General features: G+C 36.2%; 22 protein-coding genes and 1 tRNA gene. 10 read left to right on the plus strand and 13 right to left on the minus strand.

Annotated elements, in window-relative coordinates:
- Window positions 1-28: 28 nt before the first annotated feature.
- From GYM76_RS09740 to GYM76_RS09765, 6 genes are all read left to right on the plus strand, one after another.
- Window positions 29-994 carry a bile acid:sodium symporter family protein gene (locus GYM76_RS09740; protein WP_220225336.1) on the plus strand — a complete coding sequence of 322 codons (966 nt, stop codon included), beginning with the start codon at window positions 29-31 and terminating at the stop codon, window positions 992-994.
- A gap of 112 nt (window positions 995-1,106) precedes the next feature.
- A complete protein-coding gene (locus tag GYM76_RS09745; RefSeq protein ID WP_220225337.1) occupies window positions 1,107-2,489 on the plus strand; it encodes an MFS transporter in 1,383 nt (460 codons plus the stop codon).
- Window positions 2,490-2,508: 19 nt separating this feature from the next.
- Window positions 2,509-3,141, plus strand: a complete 633-nt coding sequence (locus GYM76_RS09750; RefSeq protein WP_065563784.1) for an MBL fold metallo-hydrolase — start codon at window positions 2,509-2,511, stop codon at window positions 3,139-3,141.
- Window positions 3,142-3,261: 120 nt separating this feature from the next.
- The gene (locus tag GYM76_RS09755) at window positions 3,262-3,840 is read left to right on the plus strand and encodes a biotin transporter BioY (protein WP_220225338.1); all 579 of its coding nucleotides are present in this window, start codon (window positions 3,262-3,264) and stop codon (window positions 3,838-3,840) included.
- Window positions 3,816-4,418 (plus strand): YiiX/YebB-like N1pC/P60 family cysteine hydrolase, encoded by a 603-nt coding sequence (locus GYM76_RS09760; RefSeq protein WP_220225339.1) that lies wholly within the window; start codon window positions 3,816-3,818, stop codon window positions 4,416-4,418. Before GYM76_RS09755 ends, GYM76_RS09760 begins: the two co-directional genes overlap by 25 nt.
- A 49-nt stretch (window positions 4,419-4,467) precedes the next feature.
- A tRNA-Asn gene (locus GYM76_RS09765) sits at window positions 4,468-4,543 on the plus strand.
- Window positions 4,544-4,946: 403 nt separating this feature from the next.
- On the opposite strand, the gene GYM76_RS09770 is transcribed toward GYM76_RS09765, so the two are convergent.
- The 8 genes from GYM76_RS09770 to GYM76_RS09805 all read right to left on the minus strand — a co-directional run bounded on the left by GYM76_RS09770 (window position 4,947) and on the right by GYM76_RS09805 (window position 15,141).
- On the minus strand, window positions 4,947-5,426 hold the full coding sequence (locus tag GYM76_RS09770; protein WP_220225340.1) for a hypothetical protein: 480 nt from the start codon (window positions 5,424-5,426) through the stop codon (window positions 4,947-4,949).
- A gap of 439 nt (window positions 5,427-5,865) precedes the next feature.
- The gene (locus tag GYM76_RS09775) at window positions 5,866-6,879 is read right to left on the minus strand and encodes a hypothetical protein (protein WP_220225341.1); all 1,014 of its coding nucleotides are present in this window, start codon (window positions 6,877-6,879) and stop codon (window positions 5,866-5,868) included.
- A gap of 6 nt (window positions 6,880-6,885) precedes the next feature.
- Entirely contained in the window at window positions 6,886-7,896 is a 1,011-nt protein-coding gene (locus GYM76_RS09780; RefSeq protein ID WP_187755592.1) for a hypothetical protein, read from the minus strand.
- Window positions 7,897-8,128: 232 nt separating this feature from the next.
- The gene (locus GYM76_RS09785; RefSeq protein WP_220225342.1) at window positions 8,129-8,803 is read right to left on the minus strand and encodes a hypothetical protein; all 675 of its coding nucleotides are present in this window, start codon (window positions 8,801-8,803) and stop codon (window positions 8,129-8,131) included.
- A 51-nt stretch (window positions 8,804-8,854) separates the two neighbouring features.
- A complete protein-coding gene (locus GYM76_RS09790; RefSeq protein ID WP_220225343.1) occupies window positions 8,855-9,445 on the minus strand; it encodes a hypothetical protein in 591 nt (196 codons plus the stop codon).
- Between the two features lie 619 nt (window positions 9,446-10,064).
- On the minus strand, window positions 10,065-11,447 hold the full coding sequence (locus GYM76_RS09795) for an MATE family efflux transporter (RefSeq protein ID WP_220225344.1): 1,383 nt from the start codon (window positions 11,445-11,447) through the stop codon (window positions 10,065-10,067).
- Window positions 11,448-11,686: 239 nt separating this feature from the next.
- Window positions 11,687-12,697 carry a serine hydrolase gene (locus tag GYM76_RS09800; RefSeq protein WP_220225345.1) on the minus strand — a complete coding sequence of 337 codons (1,011 nt, stop codon included), beginning with the start codon at window positions 12,695-12,697 and terminating at the stop codon, window positions 11,687-11,689.
- Between the two features lie 17 nt (window positions 12,698-12,714).
- Window positions 12,715-15,141, minus strand: a complete 2,427-nt coding sequence (locus GYM76_RS09805) for an excinuclease ABC subunit UvrA (protein ID WP_220225346.1) — start codon at window positions 15,139-15,141, stop codon at window positions 12,715-12,717.
- Window positions 15,142-15,776: 635 nt separating this feature from the next.
- Here GYM76_RS09805 and GYM76_RS09810 point away from each other — a divergent pair.
- From GYM76_RS09810 to lysS, 4 genes are all read left to right on the plus strand, one after another.
- Window positions 15,777-16,499, plus strand: a complete 723-nt coding sequence (locus tag GYM76_RS09810; RefSeq protein WP_220225347.1) for a type 1 glutamine amidotransferase — start codon at window positions 15,777-15,779, stop codon at window positions 16,497-16,499.
- 191 nt (window positions 16,500-16,690) lie between these two features.
- Window positions 16,691-17,317, plus strand: coding sequence for a Fe-Mn family superoxide dismutase (locus GYM76_RS09815; RefSeq protein WP_220225348.1), 627 nt, complete (start codon window positions 16,691-16,693; stop codon window positions 17,315-17,317).
- Between the two features lie 167 nt (window positions 17,318-17,484).
- Window positions 17,485-18,583, plus strand: a protein-coding gene (gene prfB / locus GYM76_RS09820; protein ID WP_324169944.1) for a peptide chain release factor 2 whose coding sequence is annotated in 2 segments (ribosomal slippage) — window positions 17,485-17,559 and window positions 17,561-18,583 — 1,098 coding nt in all. Because the reading frame shifts where the segments join, the coding sequence is not laid out codon by codon here.
- 25 nt (window positions 18,584-18,608) lie between these two features.
- Window positions 18,609-20,123 carry a lysine--tRNA ligase gene (lysS, locus tag GYM76_RS09825; protein ID WP_267332127.1) on the plus strand — a complete coding sequence of 505 codons (1,515 nt, stop codon included), beginning with the start codon at window positions 18,609-18,611 and terminating at the stop codon, window positions 20,121-20,123.
- A 165-nt stretch (window positions 20,124-20,288) separates the two neighbouring features.
- On the opposite strand, the gene GYM76_RS09830 is transcribed toward lysS, so the two are convergent.
- From GYM76_RS09830 to ung, 5 genes are all read right to left on the minus strand, one after another.
- A complete protein-coding gene (locus tag GYM76_RS09830) occupies window positions 20,289-21,800 on the minus strand; it encodes a hypothetical protein (protein WP_220225350.1) in 1,512 nt (503 codons plus the stop codon).
- Window positions 21,801-22,189: 389 nt separating this feature from the next.
- Window positions 22,190-23,425 carry a uracil-xanthine permease family protein gene (locus tag GYM76_RS09835; protein ID WP_370632636.1) on the minus strand — a complete coding sequence of 412 codons (1,236 nt, stop codon included), beginning with the start codon at window positions 23,423-23,425 and terminating at the stop codon, window positions 22,190-22,192.
- 110 nt (window positions 23,426-23,535) lie between these two features.
- Complete coding sequence (upp, locus tag GYM76_RS09840; RefSeq protein WP_220225352.1) at window positions 23,536-24,162, minus strand: uracil phosphoribosyltransferase; 627 nt, start codon at window positions 24,160-24,162, stop codon at window positions 23,536-23,538.
- A gap of 148 nt (window positions 24,163-24,310) precedes the next feature.
- Window positions 24,311-25,309, minus strand: a complete 999-nt coding sequence (gntR, locus tag GYM76_RS09845; RefSeq protein ID WP_220225353.1) for a gluconate operon transcriptional repressor GntR — start codon at window positions 25,307-25,309, stop codon at window positions 24,311-24,313.
- The gene (gene ung / locus GYM76_RS09850) at window positions 25,306-25,995 is read right to left on the minus strand and encodes a uracil-DNA glycosylase (RefSeq protein ID WP_220225354.1); all 690 of its coding nucleotides are present in this window, start codon (window positions 25,993-25,995) and stop codon (window positions 25,306-25,308) included. Before ung ends, gntR begins: the two co-directional genes overlap by 4 nt.
- Window positions 25,996-26,053: the final 58 nt, after the last annotated feature.

Below are 26,053 nucleotides of genomic sequence, written 5' to 3' on the forward strand. Positions count from 1 at the left end.
AAAATTATTCAGCCACAAGGTGGTGCTTATGTCTCGACGCTATAGTCAGTTATTTGTGCAATCCCTTATTTCACTTACTCGATTATTTCCTCTATGGGCAGTGCTTTGCGCAATAATCGCCTATTTTTTACCTAACGCATTCCTTCCAATTCGCCCCCATACATCACAACTATTAATGTTTGTCATGTTTACCATGGGCGTAACGTTAAGTATTGATGATTTTAAACGCGTCGTTACCAAACCTAAAGCGGTAATAATTTGCACCCTACTGCATTATATTGTTATGCCACTAACCGCATTGATCTTATCTAAATTATTTACCATGCGACCTGAGTTATTAGTTGGCATGGTTTTAGTTGGTAGTGTTGCGAGTGGAACCGCCTCTAATGTAATGATTTATCTAGCTAAGGGTGATGTGGCTTTATCGGTTACCATCTCATCAGTATCAACACTTGTTGGTGTCGTGGTCACCCCACTACTTACACTACTATTAGTCGGCACCACTGTTGAAGTGCCAGTATGGGATATGTTAGTACATATTGTCCAAATAGTACTTGTTCCAATATTATTGGGATTAATTGTTCACCACTTTTTATATTCAGTAGTAAAAAAATGTGAGCGCTTCCTACCATTACTCTCAATGCTATGTATTTTATTAATTATTTGCATAGTTGTAGCGGGTAGTCATGCGCTCATTGGTCAAGTCGGTATCACGGTCATTTTTGCAGTAATCATCCATAATGGAATTGGTTTGTTAGGTGGTTATTGGGGAGGACGTTTATTTGGATTTGATGAATCGACCTGCCGAACCATGTCTTTAGAAGTGGGAATGCAAAACTCAGCGTTAGCTGCAACACTGGGTACCACCTATTTTTCAGCTTTATCAGCACTGCCAGCTGCGGTATTTTCTGTTTGGCACAATATTTCTGGCTCACTCTTGGCGGGTTATTGGCAAGGCAAACCGGTTAAAAATAAGAAAAAAGCTAATAATTAATTATCATAAAATAGCATTCATGGGCTCTCTTACCCAACCATAAAGGTAAGAGAGCATAATCTTAGCGCTAAGCATATCGTTCGTGCAATTTAATAATATTAGGCTGAATAAAATGAATCGCGAATTACCTCCTTTTGTCTATCGAATATTACCTTGGATTGCAGCCTTTGCTTTTTTTATGCAATCGCTTGATACCTCGATTTTAAATACTGCGCTGCCAACCATGGCTAAAGATCTCAATGAATCGCCATTAAATATGCAATCAGCGGTAATTTGTTACGCATTAACCTTGGCACTATTTATTCCGGTAAGTGGTTTTTTATCTGACAAATTTGGTACCAAAAACGTGTTTGTCATGGCGGTCGCACTCTTTACATTAGGATCATTGCTTTGTGCGCTATCTAATTCGTTAATATTCTTAGATATATCAAGAGTAATTCAAGGCATTGGTGGCTCAATGATGGTCCCCGTTTCCCGTTTGGTTTTAATTAAGGCATTTAAACGTAATGAGTTTTTATCCGCATTAAATACTGCCACCATTCCCGGATTAATTGGACCGGTACTCGGACCTGTTTTAGGTGGTTATTTGGTTGATATGGTAAGTTGGCATTGGGTCTTTTTGATTAATTTGCCCATTGGTATTTTAGGCGTACTTGTCAGCTTAAAATATATGCCGAACCTAAAAGGTGAACACATGCCTTTTGACGCATTTGGATTTATTTTTATTGTTATAACCTTCATCAGCGCGACGCTGAGTATTGAATGTTTAAATGAAGGTCAACAATATTATTTACCGCTATCGCTTGCTATTATTAGCATCGTATTTCTCTTTATTTATCGTAGCTACGCCAAAAAGAGACAAGCACCGCTGTTTCCACTCTCATTATTTAATATCCGCACATTCAAAATTGGCATTATCGGGAATTTAGTTTGTCGCTTAGGTATTTCAGGTGTACCTTTTCTTATTCCGTTATTTTTACAGGTTGGATTTGGCTATTCAGCCATGTTTGCCGGAATGATGTTAGTACCAATGGCGATCGCTTCAATTTTTACGCGATTTTTTATTACCAAATTATTGGCTCGATTAGGCTATCGTTTTGTGTTGGTTGCAAATACTATTTTAGCGGGAATATTGATTCTTTTACTGTCATTATTAAATCTAACCACACCACTAGTCATATTAGGTATTTTACTATTTTGTATTGGTGGCGTTAACTCAATGCAATTTACCTCAATGAATAGTATAACTTTAGCTAACCTACAAGGCGAAAACACTAGCAGTGGCAATAGTTTAATGGCGGTCAATCAACAATTAGCTATCAGTTTTGGTACTGGCTTTGGTGCGGTATTGGTTAGATTATTTAGCAACTCAACAACGACTATTCACGCATTTCAGCTATCCTTTGTTATACTAGGTGTTGTCACTATGCTATCAAGCATAATCTTTGCACAATTAACAAAAGAAGATGGTCAAAATTTAACGGCTCGGCACTAAACAACAAGGAGATAACAATATGTTTCAGTATCAAATCATTCCCGTTACAGCTTTTCAAGAAAACTGTAGCATTATTTGGTGTGATGAAACAAATCAAGCTGCATTTATCGACCCAGGTGGTGAGCCAGAACTACTAAAAAAAGCGGTTGAAAAGCTTAATGTAGATATTAAACAAATACTGCTTACCCACGGTCATTTAGATCATGTTGGTGCAGCGGTGGAATTAGCTAAACACTATAATGTTAAAATTATTGGCCCTAGCCAAGAAGATGAATTTTTACTGTCAGGCTTACCACAACAATGCATACAATTTGGTTTTCCTCATATTGATAGCTTTTTACCCGATCGCTGGTTAACAGAAGGTGAACAAATAAAAGTAGGAAATGTCACTTTAGATGTTTTATTCTGCCCAGGCCATACTCCGGGCCATATCGTATTTATTAACAAACAAGATAAAATTGCGTTTGTGGGTGATGTGCTGTTCAAAAGCAGTATTGGACGAACCGACTTTCCTCGCGGAAATCATGCAGATCTGATCTCATCAATTACCCATAAACTTTTTCCATTAGGCGACGATTTTATCTTTGTACCTGGTCATGGCCCGATGTCGAGCTTTGGTAATGAACGAATGACTAACCCTTACTTAGTATAACGTCACTATTTGTTTAAATAGATTAAAGAATAATGTAAACTTTTTTGAAAAAAAAGAGTTTACATTATAAATTTTTGTATTATTATTGCACTACTGTTTATCTTTTAATGGTAGAAAATAATGAAACTCACAACATATTATCCAACTTATATCAATACACTATTTAACTTATCATCTTGGCAACGCAAACTGTGTGCAACTACAGGGGCGGCCCTACTGCTAGGGTTAGCAGCTAATATCAGTATTCCCACATACCCAGTACCATTCACACTTCAATCGTTAGCCGTATTGTTAATTGGCGCTTTTTTAGGTCGTAAACTAGGTGCATTAACCATACTTCAATATCTCTTTTTAGGTGCAATGGGATTACCACTATTCGCTAACGGTAGCGGTGGAATTATGGCATTAGCTTCACCGTCATCAGGTTATTTGTATGGTTATATATTTAGTGCTTATTTAGCCGGTTTTGCTGCCGAAAAAGGGTACGATCGTCACTTTATTTTAGGATTAATTGCCTTCGCTTGTGCACATCAACTCTTATTTGTATTTGGTGTAGTTTATCTAATGGGATATATGCATATTTCACTTATCGAAGCACTAAAAGTTGGCTACTTACCTTTCGTTGGTGTTGATGCAGTTAAATTTATTATTGCAACTTGCGTAATGTTCTCATTATGGCGCCACCACGCACGCAAATAACCATGCAAATTGGCGATATTATTTTCCAAGCCCAGAATGAAGAAAGCGAATTCAATACCGCAGTGACGCATTCTGGTGCCGACACGGATGAAATAATCAAACAGATAAACCATGTTGGGTTATATATTGGTAATAATATCGTCATAGAAGCCACTCAACAGCATGGCGTGATTCAACAACCTCTTAATGACTTTTTAGCGAGAGCTAAATATAATCTGGTCGCAACCATTTATGATGATTCAGTCATCAAAAATGCATTAACCCGTGTTAAAACGTGTTTAGGATTGCCCTATAACCATAGTTTCCGTGCTGAAGATGAAGGATTTTACTGTAGCGAATTAATTACTTATGCCTTTAAATACCCATCAGGTGAAGACTATTTTCAGCGCTATCCAATGAATTTCAAAGATTCTGCGACTGGTCAAATTATTCCTTATTGGATCAAATACTACCAAAAACAACCCATCCCGCAAGGCGAACTTGGCTCACACCCTCAGCAATTACTTAGACAAAAAGCCTTATTCAAAACAATCGTGAATCATCATAAATGCGTTAAAAATACAGTAAAAAAAATTTAACAGTTGACATGGAGCGATTAAATCTATAATATGCGCGCTACATTTCGGTTCCTCCATAGTTCAGTCGGTAGAACGGCGGACTGTTAATCCGTATGTCACTGGTTCAAGTCCAGTTGGAGGAGCCAACTTTTCACTTCATCTCATATCTATACATATCTAATTGACATATAAATCAATATATTATGTTTTTTTATTATACTGCTTATCCATATACATTTATCAATTTTTCTATCAATTTACTATTTTTTCGGGTTTAAATGCGGGTTAGCAAAAATGCTCATTTTTTTCAAATAAAAAGTAAAGCGATATTTTGCGGATCTCTTTCGGTTGCAGCATGATAAGCAGTTGCTTCAGCAACAAAAAACTTTGGCAACCTGTTCGGCATCAAAACCCTTGGTATCTGACAGGTAATAGCATTAGCTCCGCCATAAGCACCAAATATAGACCTTCCTATAAATCCATTTATAAAAAGGCCTCTTTAAATAATCAGTTCTATTTGTAGAAATAATAAACTTATCGAATTCCTTGTTAAATAGGTGATAACTCTTCTATAATCGCTTCCCAATAATAATCTAAACTTTGATAATTATTATTTAATTTATTCATTTTTTGTTCAAAATCATTAAAATAATGTGATCTATTTTCTTTATCATTTTTCCAATTATTTAAAAAAAATTCATAATAATAAATAGAGAATAGAAACTGAAATAATCCTACATTTAATATTGTTTTTTTCTTATTTGAAGGAAAAAATAAATAAACTTGCTTAGTTGTAATGCTATATATTATCTTTCTGCTTTCACTATCATCTAAAATTAATTCTTTATTATTTAGATAGTTAATTTCTTTTGAAAATTTAAAGTCTAATTCTGTCGAATTTGGTAAACCGATATTAAATAGTATTTCTGCATCTTCAATATTTAAACTATCTCTTAATTTATTGTTATCGTTTTTTATAATTAAATTATCTTTAAAAAATAATTTGATTTGCTCTAGTTTATTTTTCATTCTTCTCCTTTATTAGTAGGATAAACTGGTTTTCCTGATCTTTTTGAAAAAATCAGTATTTCTTTCAGCCTTTCCAGCTTTTCTAGCTGTTCTGGTTTCTTTTGTTGAAGTTGTAGTTCTCTCTCTTACTATAGGTAGAAAGGGAACTACAACGTAAAAGGCAAAGTATGTTCTAGAAAATTTTTTTATACTGCCGCTTAAATAACCAATAACAATCAGTTAAGAAAACAGCAAGGAAAGATAGATTTCTTCATTTTTAATCTCTTTTATAAACTTCAATGATTTTATTATCCATAAAGTTTGCTGATTGCAAATCATATTTTTAATCCTTAATAAACAGGATAAAAATAAAATATCCTTACGTTTGTTCTCTTTATTTCCTTTGTGACTTCATGAATTTTTCTATTTCTGCAAAATTTTGTAATTATTTCACCATTAACTATGGTTTCATAAATTTGCGTTCGATAAGTTCACCGTCTTTATAGGTTTCTGTGTACAAAAGTTTGCCTTTTTTGTGGGTGGATAAGATGGGTTCATACTGTTCATTATATTGTTGTTCTAATTGATGACATTTCCAAATACCAACAGGCAGGCCATTTTTGTATTCCGATTCGAGATAAATATAACCGATACCTAGAGGCGCATATTTACTGACTGTTATCTCTATCCATAGCCCCTCGCGAGTATGGTTTTGAACTAAACCTTCCTCTGTATCATTAAGATCTGTATTTTGAAAAGAACCATTAGTATCATAATAGCGGATGAATTTGCCTTGGGGTGTCAGTTGGTATGTTCTTTTTTCATAAGCATCACTGTCTGTCTCATCACTACCAAGATCCCTAATAATTATTTTCCCATTATCATAATAGAAAAATCGATAGCTTCTACCCAGATCATTTCCATATTCGTAAGTGGCTACTAATCTATCCACAATTTGATCAGAGCTGATAGAGATAATGGATTGAAAAATAAGGTGTCTTCCATACTCGCAATGGTTGCATTCTAACTCAAGGTTCTCAGTGGTGAGTAGAAACAGATCAAACTGAGGAAAGCCGGCTATTTTTTCCACATGAACTGTAATCTTCTGGTTTAAAATATCGTTGATATTAAATGGGATATCATAGGAATCCTGAACAATCTGCTTTAAATTTTCTTGGGTTAAAGTAATCTTATAGGATTGTTCTGATTGGGACTGCTTATATAAATTTCTGGCCAATTCATCAAAAGCTTTTTCACTCCCAGAACGTTCATTTTCTGTTTCTGCATCTTGCCAATGTGTGGCAAAAGGATATAAAACATGTTTATCACCAATTGGCGGGCTGGCAAGTGGAGCTTGCATAATTTGGGTAATAAGATCGTCTTTTTTATTTTTATTAATCGGTTGGCTATTCGCCATTTGATTACAACCTATCATCAAGAAGATGATGATAAAGGGTATAACTATCGTTTTCATACTATATTACCCCTTTTTAATTTTAGCCACTTCATCATCTATAAACACCCGATTCACAAGCTCACCGTCTTTATAGGTTTCTGTGTACAAAAGTTTGCCTTTTTTGCGGGTGGATAAGATAGGTTCATTGAGTTCATTATAATGCTGTTCTAATTGATAAAATTTCCAAATATTAACGGGCAAACCATTTTTATATTCGGCTTCTAAGTAAGTATTGTTATGAGTATAACCGTTTGGCTTCATTTCAATCCATAAACCTTCGCGGGTATGGTTTTGAACTAAGCCTTGCTCTTCTTGGTTTTGAAATAGACCATTTTCGTCATAATAGCGGATAAATTTGCCTTGGGAGGAGAGTTGATATGTTTTTATTTCAGAAGCAAAACTATTTATCTCATCACGTTCAAGTTCCCTAATAATTATTTTTTCCTTGTTATAATAGAAAAAACGATAACTTCTGCCTATATCACTTCCAGATTTGTAAGCTACTACCAACTTATCTATAATTTTATCAGCAGAAATAGAAATAATGGTTTGTAGGGTAAATTTAGATTCGTATTCACAAGGATTACATTTTAAATCAAGGGATTCAGTGGTAAGTAGAAACAGATCAAAATGAGGCGAACTAGCTAATTTCTCTACATGAACTTTAATCTCATGTTTTGTAATATCATCAATAATATCAGAATAGATATCATATGGGATATTAAAAACCTGTTTTAAATTTTCAATAGTTAAAGTGATCTTATAGGATTGTTCTGATTGGGACTGCTTATCTAAATTTCCGGCCAATTCATCAAAAGCCTTTTCACTCCCCGAACGTTCATTTTCTGTTTCTGCATGTTGCCAATGTGTGGCAAAAGGATATAAAACATGTTTATCACCAATTGGCGGGCTGGCAAGCGGAGCTTGCATAATTTGGGTAATAAGATCGTCTTTTTTATTTTTATTAATCGGTTGGCTATTCGCTATTTGATTACTCATAAATAAGAGGGTTATACATGCTATTATCAATCTCATTGCCAATATTCCTTGTTTATTTTTTACAATGTTTCCCCCGTACTTTAAAAAACGCTTGTATAGAATAACGGGTGCAGTATATGAGTGCGGTTTTCAGAATTTATGGAGAGTATATACCTAATTTCAGATAATAGTGAATTTATTTCCGCTTTATTTTAGGTGGATTTTTAATTGATAACTTACTATGAATATTAACAATTTTTGCCAGAATATTTTTTTATTATCACGCATTTTATGCACTGCAATCCATAGTATAAAAATCTAGAATGGATAAATACCATTTATTATCTAATTGGGTTAGATAAAATGTAAAAATATTTTTTTCATGATTCGGTATTATACCTGGAAAGTTTTCTATATAGACAACTTTAACTGTTTTAGGGGCTATTTTATCGGCAATGGCTTGATATTCCTCCCAAACAGGATTTTTTTCAAATTGATAGTGTTTTAGTTCCCAATGATAATAATCAAGCGCTATTTTTAAAGCCTCGATATTTTTTTCTTTTAAATTGGCATACAGACCTAGTTTAGTGACTTTTTCACTACATGGATCAAATGTAGGATATTGTTCATATTGTATTTTAGGATTGCCAGATATTGAAACCCCTAGCAATTCATCGTCTACCCAAGACGGTATTGTATTTTCAGTTATCTTATTATTCGATTTAAATTGTTCAATTCTTCTCATTGTTGGGCTGGTACTTCCATTATATACAATGAAAAGACCTATATCTTTATTAATATATTGGTTAATTCCTTTAAAATTTTTTTTATTAAAAAAGTCAATAAGTTGATAAACCGTAGCATCAAAATGTGGGATTGTTTGAGTCACTGCTGATTGATTTTCTATTTTTTGACTACATGCTATATTAGCCAAAGACAATAGAATCAGTAATAATATTCTCATGTTAAAATTCCCATGTTTTTTAGTTGTTTATCTTTCTTTCGAACTTAAACTTCATTTGCCATCAAATTCAACTTTTCCTTGACTTATCCATTGATTATCTTTCCACTCGCCGTCACACATATCTACCCCTGACCTAACAACTTTTGAGTTTTTGATATCGATAATGATACATTGATAGTTTCCGTTTAGTTCCTCTGATGTTCCAACATAACCTTTGCTAATAGTATCCATTTCAACATAATGTTTATTTTCAGATATTTTAAAATCAATTGAATAAATACCTGCATATACGTCATCGTATCCTTCATATCCTTCGATTTTAGATATAACACCATTTCTACTTAGTCTTGGTTCTGAATAAAGTTTGTAATCTTTAATATAATTTAAGAAGATTAATTCTTCTTGATCGCTGATTTTTAGTTTATAGGCATAGCCTGATTGACCAGATAAATGCGTATCAGACTGCAAATCTATCTTAGGAGAAACCTTAGGAGTAGAAGAAGGAGGAGACTCTAAAAAAACCTCAGTAACTACGTAATCATATTCAATGGGAGTGACATGATCATCAGCTTGTTGACTCTCAATTTTTTGACTACACGCTATGTTAGCCAAAGACAATAGAATCAGTAATAATATTCTCATTTTAAAATTGTTTCCTTTTACTATTAAGTCGACTGACAGGAAAAGCAAAAAAATTCAAACCCCAAAAAGTAATATGTGGTAAAAATTGCTTCATAGGGTTTTCTCTTTTGTATTTTTACGTTTTAAAAAAAACAGTATAAGTAAAACTGAAATATAAAGAATTAAAGGAATCTTATAAATCATATCAATGATATTTTGTCCTATCATTTCATTTTCATCAGAAAACAAAACATAATAATTATTGTGACTTAAATAATTAATATAATTTTCAGAAAGAGGATTGAATTTTAGCGCCAAAAAGACAGTAGGATCATCCTTGCAAATAAGAATTTGGGTAAAACATTTAATTAATAGCAATAGTATTATTAAGATCTTTAATAATTTCATATTGTCATCCATTTATAATCTTATTGGATAGATTGAATTTCGACTTTAATTCGGGGATGTGCTTCATAAATATTAATTTTTCCCTATTCTTTTCTTCCAATAATATAATGATATTCAATATCTACCCAATTATTTTTTACAATATGTCTTTCTTCTCCTTGATTAACTTTTGTACTTAGCTTATTTGCTTAATATTGTTTGTGATAATAGCGTAGCAATAGACGAGAACAACTTATTCCAATATCGACTTGAATTTTAATGATTTCAGACTTTTCTTTACCCACAAAAATGACAATAAACATGAAAGTAGGTTTCCGAGTGCCATAGAGATAAAAATGCCATTCATTCCCATTTTTTGAACAAAGACTAAATATAGTCCTATAGAAAAAATCATGATCATTCTAATATAAAGGATAATTATCGCAGGTAGGGGTTTTCCTGTCGCTTGAAAGAATGATGCGATTATCCATGATATTGCCATAAAGCAAAATGTAAATGATACGATTAGCACTTGTTTTGTGGCAAGATCAATCACTTCTGGTATTGAAGTAAATATTGAAAATAACCAAGGAGAAAGTAATACATACACTGCTGCAATGATGCTACATAGTATCATTATTGCCCTTAAGCTTAGATTAAAAGCTTCTTTAATCCGATCAAGTTGATTACGTCCATAATTTTGCGAAATAAAGACCATCATTGCACCAGCAATAGCAATCATCGGAATAACCAAAATCTGATCAATTCTCCCAACCAATGTCCATGCATTCATTGCATTTTCATCAAAGGTATTGGTAATAATTTTATTGTAGGCAACGATAATGATATAAGTTGAGGCTGTCATTAAAAACTGAGGCAATCCAATCCGTATGATTTCTCTGGCAATTTTTCCGTTAAAGTGAGTAAAGTTAAATGTTAACGGAATTCTTGATTTTCCCTTGTGTATAAAGCGGATTAAATAGATAAAAGCCATAAATAACGATATTGTTGTGGCTAAACCTGCACCAGCCACCCCCATATCGAGTACAAATATCAATATCGGATCAAGTACGATATTGAGCGTTACCATAATCATAAATGATATTGCAGTAACATATGTCAGGCCTTCGCCAATAAGAATACCGCCATAAACCTGTAATAATATTATGAACAGTAAACCTGGGGCTAATGAATATAAAAACTGTAGACTATAAACTGTTGCTTCTAAGCTTAATTTATCACCTGATAATAAATCAATAATTTGTGGGCCAAAAGCATAACACATAATCATAAATGGCACGGTTAGCAGTAAAGCTATGACGACACCTGTAACACCCAGATTTTGATAATGATTAAATCGTTTTTCACCGATCAATCGCCCCGTTGTGGTACTGAGTCCAACGGCTAAACCTGAGGCGATAGCTTCAAAGGCAAAAAATAATGGAAATAAAAGACCGGTTCCCGCCAACGGGGCTGAAGAAGTAGGATTGATCAATGAAATAAAATAGGTATTTATGATTAAGTAAGCATAATTTAATAAGTGACCAATGAGAATGAGAATCCCTATTTTTATAATTATTAGCATGATTGGACCTTCAAACATGCCTTTTTGCAATTTTTCTTGAAAATTTGACATAGATTTCTCTTTAAGTTTATTTTTTAAATAGTGATGTTATTTTTCTCTAGCGCAAAAAAGCGTCTAATCGACATGTTATCGAGAGCAAAATATCCATTATATTTTTCACTTTATAGCACCTGCCCGAACAGCACCTATCCCAACCTAAAACGTTTTGTTAGACAGTTCATGGCGGTAAAACCTTCTTGCCTTTTGGTGGAATGAATCGCAGAAGGGATATTTTATTTATGACGAAAAAATTAACTGTCTGTTATCGATGGAATGATATAATCCGCCATGAGTTCCCACCTGTCGATTATCATCTTGTCGACTTTCGATACGATTGCCACTATCAGATCCTTTTCGGGAACACAATAGAGATAAGTTCCGCCTATGCCTGCCGCAAGAAAAGTGTTAATCCCCTTATCTTCTCTAAGCCACCACATATAGCCACAATCTTCCGTATGCTGTTTTAGCGATTCAGTTATCCAGTTTTCTGAAATGATTGGCTTGTCATTGCAATGGCCTTTATTCAAATACAAATATCCCAAACGAAGCATATCACGCAGAGTTAAAGACAGTCCCCAGCCTCCAGTATTGATATTTTGAGGATCTTTTATCCAACCAGTAATATTTTCACCATAGACCTCTTCTTTAGAAAAGGATTTCATCTGTTGGTCATCGATCTCTTTCACCCCTAAATGACTAAATAATGATTTATTGGCAAATTCTCGGGTTGATAGCCCCGTACTCCGCGTAATAATCGCTGAAAGAAGGTGGGCATTAGACATATTGAATTGAAACTCCCCAAGCAGGCCTTTTTGTCCCAACATTTCAAGCATAAACATCGTCCAATTCTTTTGCCTTCTCAACCTATCTAATGGCTCACTCTTTTTCCAAGAATAGGGTGCAGTCATGGTAAGTAAGTGCTTGATTGTCAGATGTCGCTTTAACATATCACTGGCTTTGGATTCCGCTTCTGGAAAGAAATCCAGTATTGGTTGATCGACGCTTTTTATATATCCTTTATCAATGGCTATTCCCACTAAAGCGGAAGTAACGCTTTGTGTTACTGAAGTGAGATGATAAGTATTTTCAGCATGGTAACCTTTGAAATATTTTTCAAACACAATGCCACCTTTTCGCAAAATCGCGATTCCTTTAATAATGCCGAGTTGAAAATTCAAGGCGATATCCAGCTCTCTCAATTTATCTGGATTCATATCCACCGATTCAGCATCAATGGTTTCTAATTCTTTTATATTAGCCATAATCAAGTATCCACTTTTCAAATCGTAAGGTATTTTCCGATTAGTGATTTTGGATTTTTCACCAAGTCTTTAGGGGTTCCTTCGGCAATGATTTCACCGCCTTTTAATCCTCCTTCAGGGCCAAGCTCTACGATCCAATCACACGATTCAAGAACTTCATGATTATGTTCAATAACAATCACAGAGTTTCCGCTTTTGATTAATTCATCCAACAATTTTATCAGCTGAGCTGTATCATAAAGACTTAAACCAGTAGTGGGTTCATCCATGATATACAAGATATGACCTTTTCGTTGCCGTCCTAATTCCTTCGCGAGTTTTAGTCTTTGGGTTTCCCCTCCGCTCATTGTTGAAGTGGGTTGCCCAAGCTTTATATATCCCATACCAATCCGTTCCATTATCTGTAACGGACGAACGATGACATCATTATCACTAAATAGGGCTATCGCTTCAGAAATCTGCATATCAAGAATTTCAGAAATATTTTTCCCTTTATACATGACAGTTAAAGCTTCGTTGTTATATCTTTTACCTTTACATTTTTCGCATGTTGCGTACATCTTTAAACTACCTTCAGGAAAAATAGCTTTACGTCCACTACCATTACACTCTCGGCAAGCGCCCTCGGAATTGAAGGAAAAGTGTCCAGCCGTTAAATTTAACCGTTTTGCTTCGGGTTGTTCTGCAAATAATCTGCGTATCTTGTCCCATATTTTGGTAAAAGTAACAGGATTCGAATTTATATTTCTTCCTATTGGTGCCTGCGATACTTCAGCAAAGCCAGAAATATTTTCTGCGCCATCAAGCCTTTCGGCTATTGTTTCGATTAATAGTGATTCTTCTTCAAGATCTATTTCTTCTCCATTGGTATTGTTCTTATTGGCGTCTAAGCGAAAATAACTTTTTAACAGGGGCGTAAGCGTGTTCGATATCAAGGAGCTTTTACCACTTCCAGAAACGCCCGAAATCCCAATAAGAACGCCTAATGGAAATGCGATTGAAATATCTTTTAAATTGTTGGTTTTGGCGTGTCGAATGACTAAACGGGGAATAGCAGAATCATCGATATTTTGTTTTAACATCCTTACCGGCATTTTTGCTTTGCCGGAAAGATATTGTCCTGTCAATGATTTATCGCATTTTAACAGACCGGCATAATCACCTTCATAAATCACTTCTCCGCCTTCAATCCCCGCTTTTGGGCCAATATCAATGATATGTTCAGCTATTTCTATCGTACTTCTGTCATGTTCCACGACAATAACCGTGTTGCCCAAATCTTTAAGCGCTTTTATAGATTGTAAAAGTTCAAGTTTTTCTGATTCATGTAGACCTACCGTGGGTTCATCAAGAATATAGATAAGTGACTCAAGTTTGGATTCCAAATGCGAGTTAAGGAAGAGTCGTTGTATTTCCCCGCCACTCAGTGAGGACATTTCTCTATAAAGTGATAAATGCCCTAAACGAGAAGCAATTAATGATTTTGTCTTGTTCAAAATATCTTTAAGAAGATTTTTCCCAAATTGCGTTATTTCGTTTAGTTCTAATGCCGATTCAAAAAACGTTTTAGCCTCGTCTAAAGTCATTTTGCCGACTTGACCAATATGTTTATCATTAATTAATATGTTGCGAGCTTCTTCACCTATGCGATATCCATGACATTCCGAGCAGAGGGTTATTTCGTACAGACCATTTAAATATTCCCCTCTTTTGTGTTTAGCTTGTAAAATTCTTGATAAGCAGAAGCTTTGATTTGCACTGTTATTGCTGACATAATGTCCGTTTACCACTTCTTCTTTTATTTCATCCGGTATTTCTAAATAAGGCTGATCCATATAGTCTTTGAAATGTCTTTGCAAGACGCGAAGTATACCGGGGGTGCCCCCGATAAAATTAAATAACTCTCGAACGGTGGGATTTTTATTTGCAATAAGCTTTTCCATATTAACGTGATAATATGCGCCTCTGCCAGCGCATTTCATACACATTCCGTTAGGGTTATTATAGGAAAAATAGCCTAATTCAAGGCGCTCTTCCTCATGTCCACACTTAGCGCAGACACTATCTTGTCCAATAGTTTCGTTGCACGCTGAACATTTAACCCGCCCTTCACTTGAATACAGTAGGGCAAGAAGGTTGAATATGTTTGTTTTTGAACCGACTGTTGATCTTGGGTTATTCTGACGTACAACGCTTTGCTTAACTGCAATTGTCGGGCCGATACCCTCTATGCTTGCAAATTTTCTCTCATTTTCAAGTCCCGGAAATATTCCTAATGATTGAAGATACCCTTTACGTCCTTCTTCAAACACAATATCAAACATCAGACTAGACTTTCCTGATCCACTTATACCAGTAGCAACGGTTAATTTGTTTTTGGGAATAGTAATATCAACATCTTTAAGATTGTGAATGCGAGCTCCTGTTATTTTTATACTTTTCATCTAATCACACCTTGTCTTTTTAATTAAGAAATTTCAACTAATTTATTTATCGTTAAGATCAAACTATTGAGGAAATATAGAGCATTATTTTTTATTAGTGAAATGAAATATCTATATTTTTTAAAATTTATTGACAAAATTGCAATTTTGTGCATTGGTTGTATTTGACCAATATTTTTACTCGAACTTCATCGAAAAATTATCTAATAATTTTATATTGGCTTTCGCTTCTTTTGCCTAGCTAAATTAGGTACCTTAATTAGTAATTAAAAAATTTATTAATAAAAATTCAGAAGGATAAAAGTGTTTAAGAAAAAGTTTAAAATTAAAAAATGACATTGTTTTTTAAATGTCCCAGTATTTATTATTCAAAAATAACGTATTAGAAATTATGTGCATCTATCATCAAACAAAAGCGACTGTCATTTTCGCGCGAAAACCATAAAATCTCTCACAAGAACCAACTTTACGAATTCTAAATCCGACTAAAACAGATTTTTATACCAAATATCTCCCCCACAAAACGCCAAATCTTCACATTTCATAATAAAAGATTCATAATAAACTTCGCGTTTAATTGTCCATATTCGATATAAAATAGAACCCAGATCGATAAGATTAAAGGAGATTTACCAATGCATGTGCACTTTATCATCCACGAAGATTTCGAAGCACCTGGCGCATATGAGCAATGGGCAAAAATGCATCAACACACCATTAGTTATTCTCGTGTTTATCTTGGTCAGCCGCTTCCCGATAAGATAGATAAGATTGATATGTTGATTATCATGGGTGGTCCTCAATCACCAGCAACGACCAAAAAAGAGTGTCCACATTTTGACTCATTAGCCGAGCAAGCCATCATATCTACGGCAATCAAATCACAAAAAATAGTCATCGGTATCTGTCTTGGCTCGCAATTAATTGGTGAAGCCTTAGGTGCACATTTCGAGCATAGTCCGGAAAAAGAGATTGGCAAATTCCCAATTACGTTGACCGAAGCAGGCAAAAAAAATCCGCTTTTTGCGCATTTCGGTGATAGTTTGGCGGTCGGCCACTGGCACAATGATATGCCGGGTTTAACCCCAAATGCCCAAATCATTGCCTATAGTGAAGGCTGTCCACGGCAAATCATTGCCTATGGTCAATTCGTGTATGGTTTCCAATGTCATATGGAGTTAACCCATGACGTGGTTGAACAACTTATTGCTCACTCTGAAAATGACCTAAGACAAGCCGAGAAATACCGTTTTATTGATACTCCCCAGCAACTTCGTTTACATGACTATTCTGAAATGAATCAAAAGCTTTTTGGGTTTCTAGACAAGTTAAGCCTTTTATCACAGACCCAAAAATAATAAATTTGATGATATAGAAACAAGCCAAAGCTATATCATCAAAAAACACCCTAATTAACGAAATTTAAACTAAAACGAAAATTAGGATAGTCACCAGCTATCTAAGTAATAGTTTGTGAGATATATTGATAGTTCGTATACTCATAAAATAATGTAGTTAATAATTCCGAATAGATGAAAGGAGCGATTCCATGGCTTACACACTACCCCCTCTACCTTATGCTTATGATGCTTTAGAACCTTATATTGATACTGAAACGATGCATCTACACCATGATAAACATCATCAAACTTACGTAAACAATGCCAACGCATTATTAGAAACCCTACCTGCTGAATTAAACGATTTTTGTCCAGAAACATTATTAAAAAATTTAGACAAAGTACCAGCAGACAAATTGACTGGAATTAAAAACAATGTCGGTGGTCACGTTAATCACACCCTATTTTGGGAACTGCTAAAAATTGGAACCGAGCTTAAGGGCGAACTTAAAGCGGCAATAGAAAAAGATTTTGGTTCGGTTGATGCGTTTAAAGAAAAATTCTCAGCAGCGGCTGCAACCCGTTTTGGTTCAGGTTGGGCGTGGTTAGTATTGAAAAATGACAAACTTGAAGTCGTGTCAACCGCGAATCAAGATACCCCAATTATGGGCGAAAAATTTGCCGGCGTTTCAGGCACACCAATTCTAGCGCTTGATGTTTGGGAACATGCTTACTACTTAAAATACCAAAACCGCCGTGCGGATTACATTGGTGCATTTTGGAATGTCATCAATTGGGACAAAGTCGCTCAATTATATGCAGAAGCAAAAAAATAATCATCTCAAATAAACCTAAAAAAATGACGCTTTAGGCGTCATTTTTATTTTTTAGCATAGCGTTAAACGATCGCATTTACTCAAATGGCTAAAGCAAAGTCATTGCTAAGTTATACTTAAATCCGTTACAATGTACGATTAGTTTAAAACAGCAAAAACAGCAAAACATGTTTGAAATTAATCCTATCAAATCAAAAATAACCGAATTAACCGAACGAACGAATGTCATTCGGGGGTATCTTTGACTATGACCTCAAAAAAGAGCGTCTAGAGGAAGTCAATGCCGAACTAGAACAATCCGAAGTTTGGGCCGATCCAGAAAAGGCACAAGCATTAGGCAAAGAACGCGTTGCGCTAGAAGATATCATCAATACCATCAATACCTTAGAACAAGGTCTGGACGACGTCGAAGGGCTACTTGAACTTGCTATTGAAGCAGAAGATCAAGACACTTTTGACGAAGCCAATCAAGAAGTTGAACAACTCGAAAAAAAGCTAGCCGGTCTTGAATTTCGCCGAATGTTCTCGGGTGATTATGACAGTGCTGACTGTTACTTAGATATCCAATCAGGCTCAGGGGGAACTGAAGCCCAAGATTGGGCTGAAATGTTACTGCGAATGTATTTACGCTGGGCTGAATCGAAAGGTTTTACAACCGAAGTGATGGAAGTATCAGACGGCGATGTAGCTGGCATAAAATCAGCCACAATCAAAGTAACCGGCGATTATGCTTATGGTTGGTTACGCACTGAAACCGGTGTGCACCGCTTAGTACGAAAAAGCCCATTTGACTCAGGAAACCGCCGTCATACTTCATTTGCATCGGTATTTGTCTATCCAGAGGTTGATGACAATATTGATATCGACATCAATCCAGCCGATCTACGTATCGACGTTTATCGGGCATCGGGCGCGGGTGGTCAGCATGTCAATAAAACCGAATCTGCTGTACGTATTACCCACGTACCAACCGGAATTGTGACACAATGTCAAAATAACCGCTCGCAACATAGTAATAAAGATCAGGCTATGAAACAGTTAAAAGCAAAACTGTATGAGCTTGAAATGCACAAAAAGAATGCCGAAAAACAACAAATGGAAGAAAACAAATCCGACATTGGTTGGGGCAGCCAAATTCGTTCGTATGTACTTGATGATTCACGAATCAAAGACTTACGCACAGGCGTTGAAACACGCAATACGCAAGCCGTATTAGACGGCGATTTAGATCAATTTATTGAAGAAAGCTTAAAAGCCGGTTTATAACTGGTAATAAATAAAAGGTAAAATTATGTCAACACAGCAAGAGCAACAAAACCATATTGAAGAGTTAAATAACGAGCTTACAATACGTCGTGAAAAGCTAGCTGCAATTCGCGAACAAGGCATTGCTTTCCCGAATGATTTCCGTCGTGACGCAATTTCAAGCGATCTTCATAAATTGTATGATGAAAAAACTAACGAAGAGTTAATTGAAAACAAAATTATTGTAACCGTTGCGGGTCGAATGATGATGCGCCGTATTATGGGTAAGGCTTCATTTGTCTCATTACAAGATGTTGCAGGGCAAATCCAACTCTATGTCACGCGTGATGATCTACCCGAAAACTACTACAACGAACAATTCAAAAAATGGGATCTTGGTGACATCGTTGGTGCTAAAGGCTACTTATTCAAAACCAAAACAGGCGAACTATCAATCCACTGTGAAGAAATCCGCCTACTAACAAAAGCATTACGCCCATTACCCGATAAATTCCACGGCTTAGCAGATCAAGAAATGCGCTATCGTCAACGTTACCTTGATTTAATTACTAATCAACAATCACGTGACACCTTTATTGCGCGCTCAAAAGTGGTAACTGAAATCCGTAACTTCATGTTAGAAAACCACTTTATGGAAGTTGAAACCCCAATGATGCAAGTCATCCCAGGTGGTGCATCAGCCAAACCATTTATTACGCACCATAATGCGCTTGATCTAGACATGTATTTACGAATTGCGCCAGAACTTTACTTAAAACGTCTAGTGGTAGGTGGATTTGAGCGTGTATTTGAAATCAACCGCAATTTCCGAAACGAAGGGGTATCGCCAAGACATAATCCTGAATTCACCATGATGGAAATGTATATGGCTTATGCTGATTATAAAGATTTGATTGTATTAACTGAAGCGTTATTCCGTCGTTTAGCCATTGCCGTGACGGGGAATCCAGTAGTGCAATATGGCGAACATACTTTTGATTTCGGCAAACCATTTATCAAAATGACCATGCGTGAAGCAATCTGCCATTATCGCCCAGAAACCAATAATGCTGATTTAGATGATTTTGACAAAGCTTGTGCGATTGCAAAAGCAGTGGGAATCAAAGTGGAAAAAGGCTGGGGACTTGGTCGAGTGGTAACTGAAATATTTGAAGAAGTGGCTGAAGCTAACCTCATTCAACCAACATTTATCACCGAATACCCGGCAGAAGTCTCACCACTTGCTCGTCGAAACGATGAAAACCCATTTGTAACAGACCGCTTTGAATTCTTTATTGGTGGACGTGAAATTGGTAACGGCTTCTCAGAACTTAATGATGCCGAAGACCAAGCACAACGTTTTGCTGACCAAGTATCACAAAAAGACGCGGGTGATGATGAAGCAATGTTTTATGATGAAGATTACATCACCGCATTAGAACATGGCTTACCGCCAACAGCAGGGCTAGGAATTGGGATTGACCGAACCGTAATGCTATTCACCAATAGCCATACCATTCGGGATGTCATTTTATTCCCAACTATGCGTCCAGTTAAATAGTTTCGACAAAGTTAATCAAACTCACTTATTCACCAATAAGTGAGTTTTTTTATATCAAAAACCTCGTTCCTCAACTTTATTACAATAAAAAACGCAAAAATAACCCCACCAAGGTGGGGGTTATGTGGGCTATGCCCACAAAATTGCTTTTATTGTACGACCATGCTAAGGCAAAGTGCAAAGCCCTACCGAAGTGACAGCAGAGCCAATATAAGCCCAATGTGTATGACCATCATCAGGGTGAACAATAAACCGATTATACTCATTGCTAGGAGTTATAACATTGGTCCAGAACCAGTTAGTACCAAAGTCGGCTTTTTCATATTTGCTTAGATCACCCCACTCCGCAATAAAGCTGGCACCAATTCTACGCTGATAATAATCACCTGATGAGGAAGGTGTAGCACCAGTCACTTCATAACGTTTTGCATTAGTTAAATCTTTAACCGTAGGCATACGATAACCAATTTTATTACACCAGGACTCCATACTAGGATAGGTGTAATAGGCTTTACCTCGGTTGACAAACCATTGTTTTATCTCAAACCCATACTTGACAGCTTTCTTACCATTATGGACATAATGACCTATTAACTCGAAAGTCTGCGGCAAAGTAGGCTTAGCAATAAGACCAGGGTTACTAGAATTCCATTGGGATGCAGTCGCAACTGGGCCGGTTAAGGTTATGCGTACACTTGTCGGTGTAAAATTGCCCACAGTAGCAGTAATACCTCCCCGAGTGACAGAAGACCAGGCCAATAGCTGACTATTACCAGCAATTTCTAAATCAAAGTACATGTTATTAGCACCCGTAGTCGGAAAGTTTCTATCATAAAACTCTGGCTTATTATGAGTGAAAAACCCCTTATAAGGATTCCAAATAGAAGCCGGACCAGCGTTCTTTTCTTTATCTGCAACCAAAACAGGTTTGGCAAAACAAACTTCTGGTTCAGTATCAGGGTTAGGAGTAACATAATAAGTCACAGTACTTGCATTGAAACTACGACTACGAGGAACCCCATAACGTGTGGATAGATTACCATTCGTACTGGTTAATTTAAGACGATAAGGGGCACCACAAGGCCCTAATGTTCGATCACGTGGTACAGCTCGGTTGTATTTATCGGTGACAGATAAACTTAAAGTACCTGTAGCTGTAACGTCTGTATCGCCATCATCATCCTTCCAACCAAGCATACTGAATTCCACTGAATCTTTGTCAACTGGAATAAACATGTGAATGCCACTAACAGGTTGGTTAGCAATAGGCAAGACGATTGGATTTTCAGGAGATGAAGTATTAGTTGAAGGCGTGTATTGCACACCATTGTTAAAAGCAATACTGAGTAAACCATCAGTATCAACCGCAAGTATGCTAGCGCCGACATTTTTATAAACAAAATAAGGCGCACTGCCCTGAATATGATTTCTTGTTGTCTGTGAAGTTAATGCATGGCTTGAATAAAAAGGTATTAGTAAAAGGCCTAGCGGTAAAAAGATCTGTCGGCGTAATTTAGATCTGAGAGATGATCGGAATGATAATCCGCGTGACGATCTAATGCGTGATCTTAAATTTTCGTCGATTAATAAGCTAGAGTGAAAAAAAAAAGACTGAGAGTTTAAATTAGGCAAATTTAAATTATAGGTTGCCCTAGGCTTTTGTAAATTGTAATACATATTCGACTATCCTGTCAAGTAAACATTTGATTTATTTACTAATTTATATTTATTGGTTGAATTTTAGCTACTCAGCTAAAATGACTCGGGAGTATAATAACGGGAAAAATATGGCGCAATAAATTTTTCATTTTATATCGTTAATCTTTGTAAAGTTCTTCAGAAAAAGAACTAAACAATTGTTAATTAAATTATGTTTTAATTGATAAATATCAAATTTACAAATCCTTAAAAACCATAATTTTTAATTCTAGAAAAATTTTATTTTTTTGGAATTTTTTTCAATTTATTGATTTTAAGGGGGGGTAAATGCTAAAAACCCCGCTCCTCAACTTTTTTTGTGTAAAATCAGTAACTTTTTAGCCGTTAATCAATTTGATAATTGACAGCTAGTTATTAGTCAGTTGATTTTTTTTAGGTAAAATTAAATTTAACAAAATCGCTAAAATTCCACATAAGCTAATGCCTTGTAGTGCATAAGACCCAAAATCAAATATCATTCCACCGATCCCAAAGACTAATACTAATGAAACAATACACATATTGCGTGGTATAGAGAGATCGACTTTATGTTTAATTAATATATTAATACCTACTGATGCAATCGAGCCGAATAAAAGCACCATAATCCCGCCCATAACAACTGTTGGGATCGTACTTAAAAAAGCGCCGATCTTTCCAACAAATGACATGAAAATTGCCCAAATTGCCGCCCAAGTCATTACTCGTGTTTTGAAGTTACGGGTTAATGTGACCGCGCCAATAACTTCGGCATAAGTGATACAAGGTGGACCACCAAAGAAGCCTGCACTTGAGGTTGCTAATCCATCACCAAGCAATGTTCTTTGTAAGCCCGGATCTCGGGTATAATCTTTTCCGGTTACTGCGCTGATCGCCATAATATCACCAACATGCTCGATCGTCGGTGCAATTACAATTGGGATCATATATAAGATAGCTTGCCAGTGAAATTCTGGAAAGGTGAAATCTGGTACTTTAAACCATGGCGCATCAATAATGGGTTGAAAATTGACTATGCCCATTATGCAAGACAATGCGTATCCCACAACAATACCTGCAATGATCGGGACTAATCTAAAAAAGCCTTTGGCCCAAATAGCTACAATTAAGGTGGTTAATAGTGACGCCATTGAGATCAAAATTAATTGATAGTTTTCGGCGGGTATTCCACTGTCGGTTCCCATTGCCATTTTGACGGCTACCGGTGCAAGTGATAAACCGATAACCATTATGATCGGTCCAGTAACCACTGGCGGTAAAATGCGATCAATTACGTGCTTTCCGTTAATTTTGACCAAAAAGGCAAAAAACATAAACACAAAACCGGCTGCAACAAGTCCACCCAATGTTGCAGGAATTCCCCACTGTGCAACGCCAAAAGAGATCGGAGCAATAAAAGCAAAGGATGATGCTAAAAATACTGGGACTTTTCCTTTGGTGGTCAGTTGAAATAATAGTGTGCCCAATCCGGCTGTGAATAAAGCAACATTGGTATTTAAGCCGGTTAATAATGGCACAAGTACTAATGCACCAAATGCAACAAATAGCATTTGAGCGCCGGTAAAAATATCTTGCCACGAATGTTGTGATGCATCATTATTGATAGTTTTAGACACATTGTCCTCTCTTATTCCACTTAATGTTAGTCATATCTATTTGTAATCAAATAGTAGGCATAAAAAAACCGGTTAAAACCGGTCTAAAATTTGAGATTTTATTTAGTGCCGAATATTTTGTCTCCGGCGTCACCAAGTCCTGGTAAAATGTAGCCCTTTTCATTCAACCGTTCATCGATTGATGCGGTATAAAGTTCGACATCTGGGTGAGCTTGTTCTAATGCTTTGATTCCTTCTGGCGCAGCAACTAATACAAGTACTTTGATATTTTTACATCCAGCTTTTTTAAGCAGATCAATAGTTGCAACCATTGAACCACCGGTAGCAAGCATTGGATCAACGACTAATGCCATTCGTTCTTCAATATCAGAAGTTAGTTTTTGGAAATAAGGGACTGGTTCAAGCGTTTCTTCGTTACGATAAAAACCAACAACACTAATTCTTGCACTAGGTATATGTTCTAAGACACCATCCATCATTCCTAAACCAGCACGTAAAATAGGCACAACGGTGATTTTTTTACCTTTGATTTGTTCTACTTCAACAGGTCCACACCAACCTTGAATTGTGACTTTTTCAGTCGGTAAATTAGCTGTCGCTTCATAAGTTAATAAGCTACCAACTTCACTAGCAAGGTCTCGGAAATCTTTTGTGCTAATATCGTGTTCACGCATTAAGCCGATTTTATGGCGAACTAGAGGGTGTTTTACTTCAACAATTTTCATGGGGGCCTCAGTGTTATTTTTCGATGATCTAATTAGTAGGTATAAATAACCACTGAGAGGTAATTATAGCAGAGTTATCATTTCATGAAAACCCGAAATCCCAATAAAGGCATTATTATTGATGATGTGAATACTCGCTTTTCATTTTTTATAAGCTTTCACCTTCGAGGTATTCAACCGGTAAGTCAATAACCTTTTGCTCGACCTTTTCACCATTGATACGTTTTAGTAGTAATTCGGCAGCAATTTTGCCCATTTCGATTCTTGGGGTTTGGATTGAGGCTAGCTTTGGATTCATATATTGACCAATTTTATGGCCATGGAATCCAACGATGGCTATCTGTTTCGGTATTTCAATGCCAATGCGTTGACATTCAAGTAGTACGCCTAGCGCCAAATCATCATTAGTACTAAATATACCATCGACACTTGGGTACTCTTTTAGTATTTGGTGTAAAAATCTTGCGCCTAATTCATAGGATGAGGCTTCTTTGGTTGCTAATGTTTTAGGGGTTAATCCTGCCTCTTGCATGGCTTTTTCATAACCTTGCTGCCGTATGATGCTTCGCTGATCTTGCCTTGCACTGAAGTAGACTATGTTGCGTCGCCCTTTCTCTATCATGTGGTGAATCATATTTTTGGTAGCAGTGAAGTTATCAAAGCCAACCGCCATGTCGATGCAGGGTGAGACACTGTCCATTATTTCAACGACAGGTACGCCAGATATTTCGATCATTTTGAGCGTAGCCGGATTGTGTATTCTTTCGGTTAATATTAGTCCATCGATGTTGTAAGAGAGTAATGAACGAACCCGTAGCTCTTCTTTATCCGCACTGTATCCGGTGTGGGTGATCATGGTTTGGTACCCTTTTACATCAGTAACCATTTCGATACCTTTTAAAATATCAGCAAATACTTGGTTAGTTAATGAGGGTAATACCACTCCAATAGCATAACTTTTGGCATTAGATAGCATGTCAGGCGCTTTGTTTGGAATATAGCCTAATTTATCAATAGCCGATGAGATTTTTAACCGAAGTGATTCTGATACTAGGTTGGGATCTCGCAAAAAGCGACTGACTGTCATTTTGCTGATGCCGATTAAGTTGGCGATTTCTTGTAAGCCAGGGCGACGTTTTTTACTCATTGTTTATTTTCCGGTAATCTTGGTTGCCAATCAATGGGTGTTTTACCATGCTGTGTAATGATCGCATTTGCTTTTGAGAAGTGTTTACATCCAAAAAAGCCACGATGTGCAGATAATGGCGATGGGTGTACGGCGGTTAATACATGATGTTTTTGACGATCAATAAATTGACCTTTCTTCTGAGCCGGCGAGCCCCAAAGTAAAAATACCACGCCTTCCAAATGTTTATCGATCGCAGCAATAACATGATCGGTAAAGGTTTCCCAACCTATTTTGGCATGAGAGTGGGCCTGACCAGCTTCAACCGTTAATACGTTGTTAAGGAGTAGTACGCCTTGAGTTGCCCAGTAACCTAAGTAACCATGATTTGGAATAGTAAATCCGTCAATATCCGTTGAGAGTTCTTTATAGATGTTGAGTAGTGATGGCGGTGGTTTGATTCCCGGTAATACAGAAAAGGATAAACCATGAGCTTGGTTTGGACCATGATATGGGTCCTGCCCTAGAATTACTACTTTGATGTTATTAAATTCAGTGAAACGAAATGCATTAAACACATCGCGCTGAGGAGGATAAATGGTTTTACCTTCAGCGCGTTGTTTGGCAACAAATTGCATGATATGTTGAAAATAGGGCTTCTCTTTTTCAGAGCCAATAACATCGTTCCAGGTTAATTGATTACTCATATTTTGCCTTTACTATTATTTTATCTAGTACTGCGTTGGTAATAATTATACCTAAAAA

The sequence above is a fragment of the Gilliamella sp. ESL0443 genome (genome assembly GCF_019469165.1).
In the GTDB taxonomy this organism is placed as follows: Bacteria; Pseudomonadota; Gammaproteobacteria; order Enterobacterales; family Orbaceae; genus Gilliamella; species Gilliamella apicola_E.